The sequence below is a fragment of the Pararhizobium qamdonense genome, from assembly GCF_029277445.1.
In the GTDB taxonomy this organism is placed as follows: domain Bacteria; phylum Pseudomonadota; class Alphaproteobacteria; order Rhizobiales; family Rhizobiaceae; genus Pararhizobium; species Pararhizobium qamdonense.
Genome location: NZ_CP119567.1, coordinates 194,163 through 208,325 on the forward strand (window position 1 = coordinate 194,163; position 14,163 = coordinate 208,325).

12 protein-coding genes are annotated in these 14,163 nt (G+C 59.8%); 5 read left to right on the top strand and 7 right to left on the bottom strand.

Translation table 11 applies throughout. The features are described from left to right. Positions 1 to 4 precede the first annotated feature (4 nt). Together PYR65_RS22200 and PYR65_RS22205 are read right to left on the bottom strand one after the other, a co-directional pair. Positions 5 to 2,269: a calcium-binding protein gene (locus tag PYR65_RS22200; protein WP_276121615.1), complete on the bottom strand. Its 2,265-nt coding sequence runs from the start codon at positions 2,267 to 2,269 to the stop codon at positions 5 to 7. Between the two features lie 625 nt (positions 2,270 to 2,894). Then, positions 2,895 to 3,830, bottom strand: coding sequence for a glycosyltransferase family 2 protein (locus PYR65_RS22205; protein WP_276121616.1), 936 nt, complete (start codon positions 3,828 to 3,830; stop codon positions 2,895 to 2,897). A 521-nt stretch (positions 3,831 to 4,351) separates the two neighbouring features. Between PYR65_RS22205 and PYR65_RS22210 the strand changes: the two genes are divergently transcribed. Genes PYR65_RS22210 through lhgO form a run of 4 tightly spaced genes read left to right on the top strand, consistent with a single transcriptional unit; the run spans position 4,352 to position 8,832 of the window. Beyond that, a complete protein-coding gene (locus tag PYR65_RS22210; RefSeq protein ID WP_276121617.1) occupies positions 4,352 to 5,473 on the top strand; it encodes a hypothetical protein in 1,122 nt (373 codons plus the stop codon). 1 nt (position 5,474) lies between these two features. Then, entirely contained in the window at positions 5,475 to 6,305 is an 831-nt protein-coding gene (locus PYR65_RS22215) for a WecB/TagA/CpsF family glycosyltransferase (RefSeq protein WP_276121618.1), read from the top strand. Then, positions 6,298 to 7,554 carry a UDP-N-acetyl-D-mannosamine dehydrogenase gene (gene wecC / locus PYR65_RS22220; protein ID WP_082546642.1) on the top strand — a complete coding sequence of 419 codons (1,257 nt, stop codon included), beginning with the start codon at positions 6,298 to 6,300 and terminating at the stop codon, positions 7,552 to 7,554. The genes PYR65_RS22215 and wecC overlap by 8 nt, the downstream gene beginning before the upstream one ends. A gap of 57 nt (positions 7,555 to 7,611) precedes the next feature. After that, on the top strand, positions 7,612 to 8,832 hold the full coding sequence (gene lhgO, locus PYR65_RS22225) for an L-2-hydroxyglutarate oxidase (RefSeq protein WP_276121619.1): 1,221 nt from the start codon (positions 7,612 to 7,614) through the stop codon (positions 8,830 to 8,832). 126 nt (positions 8,833 to 8,958) lie between these two features. Here lhgO and cueR read toward each other — a convergent pair whose 3' ends face one another. Together cueR and PYR65_RS22235 are read right to left on the bottom strand one after the other, a co-directional pair. Continuing rightward, the gene (gene cueR, locus PYR65_RS22230; protein ID WP_276121620.1) at positions 8,959 to 9,408 is read right to left on the bottom strand and encodes a Cu(I)-responsive transcriptional regulator; all 450 of its coding nucleotides are present in this window, start codon (positions 9,406 to 9,408) and stop codon (positions 8,959 to 8,961) included. Between the two features lie 35 nt (positions 9,409 to 9,443). Next, positions 9,444 to 11,942, bottom strand: a complete 2,499-nt coding sequence (locus tag PYR65_RS22235; RefSeq protein ID WP_276121621.1) for a heavy metal translocating P-type ATPase — start codon at positions 11,940 to 11,942, stop codon at positions 9,444 to 9,446. Between the two features lie 156 nt (positions 11,943 to 12,098). Between PYR65_RS22235 and PYR65_RS22240 the strand changes: the two genes are divergently transcribed. Next, positions 12,099 to 12,311: a heavy-metal-associated domain-containing protein gene (locus tag PYR65_RS22240; protein ID WP_276121622.1), complete on the top strand. Its 213-nt coding sequence runs from the start codon at positions 12,099 to 12,101 to the stop codon at positions 12,309 to 12,311. Between the two features lie 68 nt (positions 12,312 to 12,379). On the opposite strand, the gene PYR65_RS22245 is transcribed toward PYR65_RS22240, so the two are convergent. The 3 genes from PYR65_RS22245 to cyoC are packed head-to-tail and all read right to left on the bottom strand — an operon-like array spanning position 12,380 to position 14,163. After that, complete coding sequence (locus PYR65_RS22245) at positions 12,380 to 13,111, bottom strand: SURF1 family protein (RefSeq protein ID WP_407951348.1); 732 nt, start codon at positions 13,109 to 13,111, stop codon at positions 12,380 to 12,382. 30 nt (positions 13,112 to 13,141) lie between these two features. Beyond that, entirely contained in the window at positions 13,142 to 13,543 is a 402-nt protein-coding gene (gene cyoD, locus PYR65_RS22250; protein ID WP_060636815.1) for a cytochrome o ubiquinol oxidase subunit IV, read from the bottom strand. Next, positions 13,540 to 14,163 carry a cytochrome o ubiquinol oxidase subunit III gene (cyoC, locus tag PYR65_RS22255; RefSeq protein ID WP_276121623.1) on the bottom strand — a complete coding sequence of 208 codons (624 nt, stop codon included), beginning with the start codon at positions 14,161 to 14,163 and terminating at the stop codon, positions 13,540 to 13,542. Before cyoC ends, cyoD begins: the two co-directional genes overlap by 4 nt.

Consider the following 14,163-nt stretch of genomic DNA (forward strand, 5'->3'; position numbering starts at 1 on the left):
GTCGTTACAAGACGAAGTAACCCTTGTGGAGGGAGATGGCGTCATCCAGGTGGACGGCGAAATCGGCCTTCCCGTCGCCATTGACATCGCCGTAGACGTACGTGTCGGACGCACTCTTGACGGTGCGCAGCTCCCCGGCCTTGCCGGTAAAGGCTGCGTTGCCAATGTAGTTGAAGGCCTGATTGCCAGATGCTGCAGTATTGGCATCGATCGCCGACAGGTCGATCCGGTCACCGCCGGTGCCCGAGAAGTCAAAGATCGTGTCACGCCCGCTGATCGATACGGTCGAATCACCAAGCGCCTTGAAGCTGAACGTATCCGCACCGGCCCCACCGATCAGGTCATCGGCACCAGCCCCGCCATACAGCACGTCCTTGCCGCCGCCGCCGTTCAGGACGTCGTTGCCGGCACCCCCTTCGAGCAGGTTGCCTTCGGCATTGCCATAGAGTTTGTCGGCATAACCGGAGCCCTTCAGGTTCTCGATCGAAACATAGGTGTCACCCTTGGCATCGCCTGTGTTGATGGCGGCATTGGCAAGGCTGGCAGTTACGCCGGTCTTTGCACCCGCATAGGAAGCCATATCGGTTCCTGCTCCGCCATCCAGTCTGTCACCGCCGGCACCGCCATTCAGGAGGTCGTTGCCTGCGCCACCGGAAAGCAGATTGGCACCGCTATTGCCATAGAGCTTGTCGGCAAAACTTGATCCACTCAGCCGCTCAACCGACACATAGGTGTCGCCCTTGGCATCGCCTGTGTTGATGGAAGCGTCGGCAAGGCTGGCTGTTACGCCGGTCTTTGCGCTTGCATAGGAAGCCGTGTCGGTTCCTGCTCCACCATCCAGTTTGTCAGCGCCCGCACCACCGTCCAGGACATCATTGCCTGCACCGCCCTTGAGCACATCATTGCCACCAAGACCCTTGATGGTGTCGTTGCCACCGAGGCCGTCGATCTTGTCGGCACCCGCCGTGCCTGTCAGCACGTCATTGCCGTTGGTTGCCTTGCCGGCCACAGGTGTTTCCGGGGTGGTTGGCGTTTCCGGCGTCGTTGGTGTCTCAGGTGTCGTTGGCGTCTCCGGAGTGGTCGGTGTTTCCGGAGTAGTCGGTGTCTCAGGCGTTACCGGCGGCGTTTCCGGCGAAGCGCCCAGACCGGTGTTTCCTGAAAGGATCGGCTTGTTGTCATACAGCGAGAAATCGCCCCAATGACCGCCACCGATCTCGTTGTTGGTGATCTTGATCGTGTTGTTATCGACGGAGCCGCCGCCCTTGCGCCCGTCGATATAGACGGTGTAGCCGCCACCCACGAGACGGTTGTGATCAACGGTGATGTTGCGCAGACCACCGAAGGTGTTCTCCAGCATCAAGGCTGCCGTCTGGTCGTGATCGTTGATAATGGTGTTGTGGATAAAGTCGATATCCTGGCCACCATTGACCTGGATGCCGTCATAATGCGGGTCGGCTTTTCCGTTCCGCAGGTTGTGAATGTAATTGTCCTGGACCGAAGACGGCCCCCAGAGCGTCATGCCATTTTCAACGTCGTGAATGTTGTTGCGCAGGAACGTGCCATGGCCGTAGATGCCATTGTCGCTCAAGCCGCGTCCGTCGATTTCACTGTCCTTGAGTGTGAAGCCGGACGCATCCTCCATGATTCTGAGGACATGCCATTCCGTGTTGGAGATGAGCTTGATGTTGCTCAGCGTGACGTTTTTGGCATCGATGATGATATCGCCGGTGACTTCCATATTGCTGATGACGGCGTTGTCCTCAGTGATATGAAGCGAGCCGTTATACTTCGTCATCGCGACGCCGCCCTTGACGCCGGTATTGGTCGCGTCAGGAAAACCTGTCGCTGCTGTCGCTGCTGTCGCTGCTGCGGCACTGTTGCTGGCCGTAGACGTGGCAGCGGCCGTATCGCTGGTTGCTGCACTGATGCTGGCAACTGATTTCAAAGCGGGCTGTGAGGCCTCTGTTGCTTCGGTATCGCTTGCCGTGCCGGAATTGGAGGTTCCGCCCAAATCGACTTCAGCAGTCCCGGAATCGCTTTCTGCTGCCTGTGTGTTGTTGAGGAAATGGAATGAATCGTGGTCAGACGTCCTGCCTTCGTGGCGAACATCGCGCCCACCAAAATCGTCCATCGCTTTGTGAGCGTGATGTGCAAAGCCGCCTGATTCATTCAGCGTGGCTTTGGAGGCAACGGTTGCCTGTTGAGTGTCACTCGCGTCGTTCAGATCGATGACGCCGAGAGAATCCCCCTGGATGTCGTTCTCCGTCAAAAACCCACTCGTGGTTGCATTCAATAGTGTTCGTGCCACTGTGCTATCGCCTTTCTCCTCAGCCCTTAAACCCCGTTTCAAGATGGTATTACGGGTAAGCTGCCTACCCCTTTTTAGGTAAGGCAAACTTATAACAGCAAGGAGTAATGCAACTTACAAGGAGGTGCAATCGGTCAAAAGCGGCTCACTGTAATGAGGCATGACGCCCGATTTCAGTCTTAATATTGCCGCAAAACACTTAAAATTCCGCTTCCGTTTGAAATATTTGGTGAATTTCCGGCCAATCAAAATTGAATAAATTTCCGATTGTTTTCTAAATTTCCACGCGAAAATACAACCTGCAGTGCCTCGAGGGCGCTGAAAAGACTGACAAAATATTAGCGAGAGATCACGTAAAGCCGATTGAGCGCAGGTGGAAGAATGAGGGCTTAACTTTTTTACAAAAATTAATTCTGCGCAACCCTAAGGGATTGAAAACCGGTGCATCAACCGGGTTTCCGGCCAAAAACAGCCGCTCAGGCGGGTTGGAAATTCTCAAGGAAGGCGGAAATTTTGCGATTTTCCGGACCGGTGATTCGATGAGGCGGCCGGGGAAAGCGCTGGAGGGATCGCAATTGCCCGGGGCTTATAAGCCGAGTGCTGCGCTCAGTGCGGCGCGACGTCCTGAGCCCACCGCCAGGCGTATCGCTTCGCCTGCCACGATGCCGGATTGGAATACCGCAGAGGCGAATGCCCCGTGATGCCGGCGGTAATATTTGATGCGGTTGGTGGTCATCAGCGCGGTCAGGAAATCGCTGCTATGGTAATCGCCGCCGATATGCACGGCCTGAGATTCCGGAACATAAAGCACGTCCAGGCCGGCTGCCCGAACGCGCTGAAGATAATCGACCTCTTCGCTATAGAGGAAGAAACTGTCATCCCAGTCGCCGATCGCCTCCCGCGCGCTGGCCGTGACCAGCAGGATTGCCCCGGTCGCCCATTCGATGCGCCCGCCCGCGCGGTAGAGTGAAGAATTGCCGACCATTTCGCCGAGCCCCAGCCGCGAGGAAAGCCTGCCGCCCAGCAGCGCTTCGGACCAGGCCGTTGCTATCGAGGGTTCACGGCGAATGGATTTGGCAATGGCGCCGTCTTCGCCGCGCACCTGCGGCACGGCCACGCCGACGCAAGCACTGTTCAAGCCCGCATACAGGCGGCGTATGGATCCCGGTTCCAGGCGAATATCGGGATTGAGGACCAGCAGATCCGATGAACGGCCGATCGTCGCTGTCGCAGCATTGATCCCGGCGGAATAGCCCCCATTGCGGCCGGTCGCGATCACTCTTGCGCCAATGGGATGAGCACGCGCCAGATCGACGGATTGGTCATGGCTGTCGTTGTCGACGACGATCACCTCATATTCTTCGATGCCTTCAAGGCCCGCACGCAGGGAATCGAGCAAGCCTGGCAGAACGTCAGCGCTGTTATAGGCAACGGTTACGACCGAAAGTTTGCGGACATTTGTGCCGCCTGGTGCAACACGGTCGCCCTCCAGTAGCTCTCTTTGTTGTGTCGAAGCATCCATGTCGCGGCCCCATCTCCGGCGAGCCCCTCAAGCGGGAGCTCTGCAATTTCTATGGGAAAAGCACGGGCGCGCAAACACTGCAGAGAGAGGTAGAGGGTAAGTCCGGCTGCGCTCCTCCGCTTATCCCAAAGCCGAATGAAGACCCGCAGGGGTAATACTATCGATGCATATTTATACCTTTGCCGGCATGCCGATGGCCACTGTTTAAGTCTTTGAGTGCGCTGGCATATCTGTGGGGATTTTCTAGCATGGGGCAGCAGTCGACGACTTTCATTCAAAATCTTCCGCGACGCTTTTGCGCCGATTTGATCAACCGCCCTTTTCGTTGAGACGGCAAGTTATCAGGAGCTTTCATGCCGATTAATTTTCCGCATTCCCTGCCATCAAGAGCGAAAAGCCCATCTTTGGACAGCGGCGCACAGCGTCCGCCGGCGCATGATCAAGCGGGTCCAGACACACTGGACCGCCTGGAGGCCCTTGAATCCGTGTCGCATAAAACAAGAACGCAGGCTGGCCGCTTCTTGAATATTGCAAAGCGAGGCCTGCCGCGCATGCACCGCAAAGGGGCTTTCGGCCACACATTGCGCGCGGTCAAGATAAACTCGGATTGGACGGAGCGCCTTGAGGGAGACAGCCTTCGTTACACCGCCATCGCGGCGCTTGGGCTCTCCTACATTGATCGAGGCACACAACAACTGATCTTAAACGGCGACACCGCGTTCGATCTTGCCCATGCCTGTGCGGTTCGTGCCACGACATCGGCAGATATGGGCGCCATCGCGCTTGCCGCCTGGGCCGCTGCAGAGGCCGGGCGGTTCCATTCCGTGGCGCTGTTTCGCCAGCTTGTTCAGGTACTCTCTTCCGATACGCCGATCGCGACGGTCGACTGTGCCTGGGCCTTGAGCGCCGCATTAGCCGCGCGGCAATTCGGTGATACGCAGGATGTTGTCTCCCTGGCGACCAAGCGGCTGATGTCGGGACGCTCCGCGTCAGGCCTGTTCCCACATATGCTGCCTGCCTCCGCCAGCGGGCGTTTCCGCGCCCATATCGGCTGCTTTGCCGATCAGGTCTATCCGATACAGGCACTCGCCCGCCTCTATACGGCACGATCGGATGTCGAAGCATTATCCGCGGCGGAAGCCTGTGCCGAACGGATTTGCGCTTTGCAGGGTCCGGCCGGCCAATGGTGGTGGCATTACGATACCCGCAACGGCGGCGTGGTCGAGGGATATCCGGTCTATAGTGTGCACCAGCACGCAATGGCGCCCATGGCATTGCTCGACCTTCGCGAAGCCGGCGGCACCGACCATTCGCAGGCGATCATCAAGGGCATGCGCTGGCTCGACGAACATCCCGAGGTGTCCATGCCGCTTGTGGCATCGGAAAAAGGTGTGATCTGGCGCAAGGTGGCGCGCCGCGAACCGCGCAAGGTGGTCAGGGCCCTGTCCGCCGTGACGACGTCGCTTCTGCGGGGATGGCATGTTCCAGGCCTCGATATGCTCTTCCCGCCTGTGCGCATCGACTATGAATGCCGGCCCTATGAGCTTGGGTGGCTTTTATATGCATGGCTTGCCGGCGGCGTGGTCGCAAGGCTTTCGCCGGGGCTGACCGCAGACCGGCCCGCAATTCTCAAGGAGATTTGATATGCAAAGGCAACGCCAGCTCCTGTTTGGCATGTATATGGACGCCATGCGCATGGATGACGTCATCGAACGATGCCGGGCAGCCCTTTCGACGCGCCGGCCGATCCTTCTGGGCGTGCTCAATGCCGCAAAAATCGTCGAGCTACACAGGCACAAGGTTCTGCGCGAATCCCTGTTGGAATGCGATCTCTTGCTGGCCGATGGACAATCCGTCGTGTGGGCGAGCAAATTGCTCGGCAAGCCATTGCCGGAGCGCGTGGCCGGTATCGATATCTTCACGCGCCTCCTCTTCCTTGCGCATCGCGACGACCGGTCGATAGCGCTTCTGGGTGCCAAACCTGAAGTGCTGAAAGAAATGCGCCGTGTCATTGCCGAGCGTTTTCCCGGTTTGAAGATCGCCTATAGCCATCACGGATATTACGAGGCTGCGGAAGCAGGCCAGATTGCGGCCGATATCAAAGCTTCCGGCGCCGACATGCTTTTTTTGGGAATGACCTCGCCGAAGAAAGAGATATTTCTCGGATCCTATGGTTCGTCGCTGAACGTGCCCGTCCTGCACGGTGTCGGCGGCTCTTTCGATATCATTGCCGGGCTTACAAAACGCGCGCCGCCCGCCTGGCAGAAGGCTGGTATGGAGTGGGCCTACCGATTGCTGCAGGAGCCGCGCCGCCTTTGGTGGCGTTACCTGAAAACCAACACCAGCTTCGTTCAACTCACCGCCCGCGAAATGCTTCATCCGGCGCGCGCATTCCGGTTCGTTGCGAACCGCAATGTGGCGCCGGTGAGATCCAGAATTCCAGATGCGCAACTTCGGAGCATTGCTGATGAGTGAAGTGTTTAAGGGCAGACTTGCCATTCTGGGCATGGGCTATATCGGCTTGCCCACCGCCGTGGTGATTGCGACGCGCGGCGTCGATGTGATCGGTGTCGATATCAATCCGGCGACCGTTGCTGCCTTGTCGCGCGGGGAGGTGCCCTTCGTCGAGCCGGATCTGGCCGTGGCCGTCAGCGGTGCTGTTGCTATGGGGCGGCTGACCGCGACAACCGAAACCCCGGAAGCGGACGCATTCATCATCGCCGTGCCGACACCCTTCAACGAGGACCGGACCGCTGATCTGTCCTATGTGAAGACGGCTGCCGAGCAGATTGCTCCGATGCTGAAGTCGGGCAACATCGTGGTGCTTGAATCGACGTCGCCACCGGGAACCACGCAAAAGATCGGCGATTGGATCGGAGCGCTGCGTCCGGATCTGCGAATGCCGCGCGATGGCGAAACCGGTGCCGACATCTTTATTGCCCATTGCCCGGAGCGCGTTCTTCCCGGCCGCATCATGATCGAGATGATCACCAACGACCGCGTCGTCGGTGGTCTGACGCCGAGATGCGCGGAAAAGGCGGCGTCGATTTATCGCCTGTTCGCCCAGGGCGAGATTCTGCTGACCGACGCTGCCAGCGCGGAAATGGCAAAGCTCGTCGAAAACGCCTATCGCGACGTCAATATCGCTTTTGCCAATGAAATCTCGCTGATCAGCGAAAGTCTGCATATCGATGTCTGGGAAGTCATCCGTCTCGCCAACAGGCATCCGCGCGTCAATATTCTAAGCCCCGGACCGGGCGTCGGCGGGCATTGCATCCCGGTCGATCCCTGGTTCATCGTCTCTGCGGCACCGACACTGTCGCGGTTGATCCGCATAGCCCGTGAGGTCAACGATCACCGGCCGCATCACGTCGCCGGACAGGTCGTGGAAAAGGCGAAACGGTTCCGTGCGCCGACCGTTGCGTGCCTTGGTCTGACCTTCAAAGCCAATGTCGATGATGTGCGCGAAAGTCCGGCAATCGAGGTCGTCGGCCTGATCGCCGCATCATTGCCAGATGTCGATATCCTTGTGGCGGATCCCTATGTGAGCGTCATGCCGCCGCTTCTGGCGAAGTATGACAATCTTCGCCTGGAGGGCGCGTATCAGGCGGTGGAGCGCGCCGATATCGTGGTGCTTCTCGTTGAGCATGAACCTTTCAAGGCCATGCGGCATACACGCCTGACAGGCAAGGTAATCTATGATACGCGTGGTGCCTGGCACTGATACAGCCGGTGCCGAGCCGATAAAAGGCTTTCTGCGAAGACGACGGGGCCGGGCAGAATGAACTTCGAGCGCGTGGCGGATTTCGATATCGTTGTGATCGGGGGTGGCATTGTCGGGCTATCGACAGCCATGCAACTGTCACAGCGGTTTCCCGGCCTTACCGTCGCCGTCCTGGAAAAGGAGCAGATGCTTGCCAGTCATCAGACCGGACGCAACAGCGGTGTCATCCATGCCGGGGTTTATTATGAACCCGGCAGCCTGAAGGCAACCTTCTGCCGTGAGGGCAGTGCGGCGACGATGCAGTTTTGCAAGGACTACGGCATCCGCTTTGAGCAGCGTGGCAAACTGCTGGTCGCGACGCGCCCGGAAGAATTGCCGCGCATGGAAAAGCTGCATGAGCGTGCCGTTTCCAATGGATTAGAAGTACACCGGGTCAGCAAGGCGGAACTGTCCGAGCGCGAGCCGCATATTGCCGGTCTTGCCGCGCTGTTCATTCCGGCGTCCGGCATTGTCGATTACGGTGAAGTGACGCGGTGCATGGGCGCGCTGCTGATCGAAGCCGGCGGCACCATCATGACCGATGTCGAAGTTACCCGCATTGATGAGCAGGCTGACGGCGTCGAGATCACCCTCGATACGGGTATGCTGCTTAGTGCCCGCCATGTCATCGTCTGCGCTGGCGTCAATGCCGACCGTCTCGCGCGCATGTGCGGGCTTGCCAAGGATATCGCGATCATTCCCTTCCGCGGCGAGTATTTCCGTCTCGGGGCGGATAAGAACCGCATCGTCGAACATCTCATCTATCCCATCCCGGAACCGTCTTTGCCATTCCTCGGCGTGCATCTGACGCCGATGATCGGCGGCTTCGTGACGGTTGGCCCCAACGCCGTGCTGGCCTTTGCGCGCAACGGATACAGTTTTGGCAGGATCGACCCCAAGGATATCTGGGAGATGATCCGCTTTCCGGGGTTCCGCCACGTCATGACAAACAACATGCGCTATGGCCTGGGCGAAATGGCCAACTCCCTCAGCCGCCGCCGCTATCTGGCGCTCTGCCAGCGCTATTGCCCGGAATTGGAACTGGCCGATCTGCAGCCGCATCCCGCCGGTATCCGCGCTCAGGCAGTCAGCCGCGACGGCCGTCTCCTGCATGATTTCCTGATCGAACGCACGGCGCGCACGGTGCATGTGCTCAACGCCCCTTCGCCCGCAGCCACGTCGGCCCTGCCGATCGGCAAGCATATCGCTGATATCGCCGAGACACATTTCGCCCGGTAGTTTTCCAAGCAAATGGGGCGGGCGGGTTTTTCGGCACTCATCGCATCGATGGCGATGATTCCCAATAAAGCGCGAGAGAGCTGTGATTGCTATTAAGACGGCATGGTAAAACTACCGCGTTCTCGCTCATGGCGCTGCGCGTGCGACAGCACCGGCGCGAGGGTGGACAGGTCGGTCCTCGTCGTCCAGGCCACTTTCGAGACTTTGCAGGATCGGGCAATGCGGGCGGTGGTCGCCGTTGCAGGTATTGACGAGCGTTGTCAGCGTATTGGCCATGTCCTGAAGGCCCTTGATCTTCTTATGGAGCTCGTCGATATGGCCCTGCGCCAGGCGTTTGACCTCGCTGCTCTGGCGGGCCTCGTCGCGCCAGAGGCCGAGGAGATCGCTGATCTCGGCCACCGAAAAACCGAGATCGCGCGCGCGGCGGATGAAGCGCAGCATATGGACATCGGTGCCGGAATAATCGCGGTAGCCGGATGACGTCCGGTCTGCCGCCGGAATGAGGCCGGTTTGCTCGTAGTAACGGATCATCTTGGCCGAAACGCCCGATGCCTTTGAGGCCTGTCCAATATTCATCAGTCTTCTCCGTACTAGAATGCTTCGGTGGTCTCTCAGTTTGTCAGCTTGAAACGGCGCAGGCGCAGCGCGTTGCCGAGCACGAACACGCTCGACAGCGCCATGGCGCCCGCGGCAAAGACCGGCGACAGCAAGATGCCATAGGCCGGATAGAGCAGGCCGGCGGCGACCGGTATCAGCGCCGTATTATAGGCAAACGCCCAGAACAGGTTCTGCCGGATATTGCCGATCGTCGCCTTCGACAAAGCGATGGCGTTCGGAACGCCCTGGAGGCTGCCCGACATCAGCACCACGTCAGCCGCCTCGATGGCGATGTCCGTTCCCGAGCCAATGGCAAGTCCCACATCCGCCTCGGCCAGCGCCGGGGCATCATTGATGCCGTCACCAACGAAGGCAATCTTGCCATAACTTGCCCTAAGACGGCGAACCGCATCGACCTTTCCGTCCGGCAATACCTCCGCCACCACCTCATCGATCCCAAGCCGGGAAGCGATAGCTTTGGCGGTACGGGCATTGTCGCCAGTAATCATCGCCACCTTGAGGCCGAGATCGTGCAGCGCCTTGATAGCCGCCGGCGTTGTCGCCTTGACCGGATCGGCCACGGCGATGATGGCTGCAAGCGTGCCGTCGATTGCGGCGTATAGCGGCGATTTGCCCTCATTGCCCAGGCGCCCGGCCACTTCGGAGAACACGTCCACATCATAGCCAAGCTCGGCCATGTAGCGATCCGCACCGATCTCGACGCGTTTGCCGCCGACACTGGCCTTGACACCAAAGCCCGTCACCGATTGAAAATCCGACACCGGCGGCAGCGGCATGCCTTGACTGGTGGCAGCATCGACGATCGCACCGGCAATAGGATGCTCTGACCTTGCCTCGACGGCGGCCACAAGACCGAGCACGGTTTGTTTGTCGAAGCCATCAGCCAGTTCCATGTCCGTCAGGGCCGGCTTGCCCTCGGTCAAAGTCCCCGTCTTGTCGAGCGCCACGACCTTGGCATCCTTCAGCAGCTGCAGCGCTTCTCCCTTGCGGAAGAGCACGCCAAGTTCGGCGCCACGCCCGGTGCCCACCATGATGGATGTCGGCGTCGCGAGACCCATGGCGCAGGGGCAAGCGATGATCAGGACGGCCACGGCATTGACGAGCGCAAAGGTGAGCGCGGGCGACGGGCCGAAGATCAGCCAGGCCGCAAAGGTCAGCGCCGCGACCGCAAAGACTGCCGGTACGAACCACATGGTGACCTTGTCGACCAGCGCCTGGATGGGCAGCTTGGAGCCTTGCGCTTCCTCGACCATGCGGATGATCTGCGACAGGACCGTCTTGCCGCCGACCGCCGTCGCGCGGAACACGAACGCGCCCTTCTGGTTGACCGTGCCACCGACAACTGCGCTGCCTGTGATTTTTGAAACCGGGACCGGCTCGCCCGTGATCATCGATTCATCGACATAGCTGGCGCCTTCAACGACCTCGCCATCTACGGCCAGCCGCTCGCCCGGACGAACCTCGACCAAATCACCGGCAACGACCGAGCCGATTGCCAGGTCGATCGTCTTGCCGTCTTTACGCACGCGCGCGGTCTTCGCCTGGAGACCGGCCAGCCGCTTGATCGCTTCCGATGTCCGGCCCTTGGCACGCGCCTCAAGCGGACGTCCGAGCAGAATGAGCGTCACGATGACAGCGGCTGCTTCATAATAGACATTGATCGTTCCCGGCGGCAGGAAGCCGGGGGCGAATGTTGCAACCAGTGAATATCCATAGGCAGCCAGCGAGCCGACAGCCACAAGCGAGTTCATATCGGGCGCCAGACGCCAGAGCGCCGGCAGCCCCTTGGCGTAAAAACGGATGCCCGGAACAAAAAGCACGAGCGTCGTCAGCGCGAACTGGACGTACCAGCTCGCCTGCATGCCGATCGTCGCGTCAATAAGGCCGTGCACGCCCGGAATGAGATGCGATCCCATCTCCAGTAGAAAGATGGGCGCGGTCAGCACCGCCGCGATGGTGAAATCCCGGGTGAGTTGACGGCGCTCGGCCTCTTTTCTTTCCGCGTGCCCGTTACCCTCGCTTTCGCCGCCTGCTGCCGCAGCGATCACTCTTGCCGCGTAACCGGCCTCGGCGATCGCCGCAATCATGGCTGCCTGATCGGCGGTTCCGTGGATCGTGGCGCGCTCCGTCGCCAGGTTGACGGCAGCCTGCGTCACGCCGGGCACCGTCTTCAACGCCCGCTCGACACGGCCGACGCAGGATGCGCAGGTCATGCCCTCGATCGACAGTTCCGTCAGAGCCGTGGAACCGGGAGATTGTTCAGGAACCGAATAGCCGGCATTTTCCACGGCCTCGACAAGCATTTCGTGCGCAACCGCTGATTTGGTCGTGATGGTCGCACGTTCCGTCGCCAGGTTCACCGAAACGGTGTCAACGCCCGCAACGTTATGGAGCGCTCTTTCGATACGGCCGACGCAAGACGCACAGCTCATCCCCTCGATGGGGAGCGACAGCGTTCCGGTCAGGTCTTTTGCGCGAACAGGGGCATTCATAGCCGCCTCCTTTTCATTCCGAATTCAGGTCCGGATAGAAGATGGGGCTTCCAACCATGGGAAGGTCAATAGCAGATTTAGTGTTTCATTGCCACTTGACCTTCCCATGGTTGGAAGCCCCATCTTCTGCAGCATAGCCAAATGAGGAAAATCCCAATGGAACTGACAATCGAAAACATGACCTGCGGCGGCTGCGCCAGATCTGTGACCAAGGCGATCCAATCCGTCGATCCGAATGCCGTGATAACGATCGATCTCAGTGCCCGCACGGTCAAGGTGGAAACGGCGGCGACGCCGTCGGCTCTTACGAAGGGTCTCGAAGACGCCGGCTATCCGGCAACCATGAGCCCGGCCGGAGCTTTGTTTTGAACACGCTCACGCCCATGTTTGCGAAACGCGGATTGAAGGCGGAGCCCGGCGCGTAACCCGTGTTTTCGTCAGATCAGACGGCGGCGGCGCAGAATGATCAGCGCTGCCGCCGTCATGATTGCAAGGGCATACCAGGTCGCCGCATAGACAAGGTGGCTGTTGCGGAATTGAACCACGGTCAGGCCGCCGATGGGAAGGCCGCCGGGATTGGGCGTGGCATCGGCATCGATGAAATAGGGTGCGGCCGGCGTAAGGCCCTTGGAGCGGGCGATGGCATCGACATCACGGGAGTACCAGCGGTCATTGGCCGGATCGTTCGAGCGCAGGAAGGCGCCGCCGGGTTCGCTGATGCGCAGCAGACCGGTGACGGTGACAGGCCCGGCAACGATTTCGCTTGCCGTGCGCGCAGCCGAGTTACGTTCCGCCGCTGGCAGAAACCCGCGATTGACCAGGACCACCGATGAATCCGACAGAAGCAGTGGCGTCAGCAGCCAGTAACCGGCGCCGCGTTCAGTGACCGCTTGAACGAGAACCGACTTGCCATGCTCGAAGGTGCCTGTCGCCGTGACATGGCGATACTCGTCCTTTTCGGCGCTGATCCCGCCCCACTCTCCCTGTGCGGGCGAGGGTACTGGACCTGCATGAACACGCGCGTCCACGCGGGCGATCAGGTCCAGCTTCCAGAGCAGCCGCTGGACCTGCCAGGTTCCCAGTGCGGCAAAGACGAGTGTCAGGACCAGCATGGCGCTGATGAAAACACGCCGGGCGCGGCGTGAATGTCCGGCTGCGTCCGCTGTCACGGGATGTTCAGCACTCACCTGGATCGACCGTCAGGGCATGTTCCGCATCATATCCGGCGACATCGGCATCATGTTCACATTGAGGTGGTGCATGACCCAGAGCGAGCCGGCGAGTGTGATGCCGACAATGACGAGGGTGAAGAGCAGCGCCATGACCGTCCAGCCGCCTTCCGAGCGCGGGCTCATATGCAGAAAGTAGACCATGTGGACGACGATCTGGACGACAGCGAATGCCATGACGAGAACCGCCGTCAGGAGCTTGCTGTCGAAAACGCCGGCCATGACGAGAATGAACGGAATGGCCGTCAGGATGACGGACAGCCCGAACCCGATCATGTAGCCCTTTAGCGAACCATGGCCGGCCTCATGACCATGCCCGTGATGGGCGTTGTCACCATCGTTATGAGCAGGGGCGTGCGGGTGTGAGCTCATCCGAGGACTCCGATCAGATAGACAAACGAGAAGACGCCGATCCAGATAACGTCGAGGAAGTGCCAGAACATCGAAAGACACATCAGCCGGCGGCGGTTTTCGGGGATCAGGCCGCGCTTGTGGACCTGGACCATCAGCGTGATCAGCCAGATGATGCCGAAGGTGACATGCAGGCCGTGGGTGCCGACCAGCGTGAAGAACGATGACAGGAACGCACTGCGCGTTGGCCCCGCACCCTCCAGAATCAGATGCGTGAACTCGTAGAGTTCAAGGCCCAGAAAGGCTGCACCGAACAGGCCGGTGACACCAAGCCAGAACAGCGTTTCGGCCTTGGCATTGCGCTCCATCTGCAGCATGGCAAAGCCATAGGTGATGGACGAGAACAAAAGCATCGCCGTGTTGATCGCCACCAGCGGCAGGTCGAACAGGTCGGCAGGCGAGGGGCCGGCCGCATAGTTGCGCCCGAGCACGCCATGGGTGGCAAACAGCACGGCAAAGATCAGGCAGTCGCTCATCAGGTAGAGCCAGAAGCCCAGATTGGTGCTGCCTTCCGGATGGTGGTCTTCCTTCAGGTAGAAGACCGGCTTGTCGCCCTCATGCAGTTGAATGTCTTTTGCCAT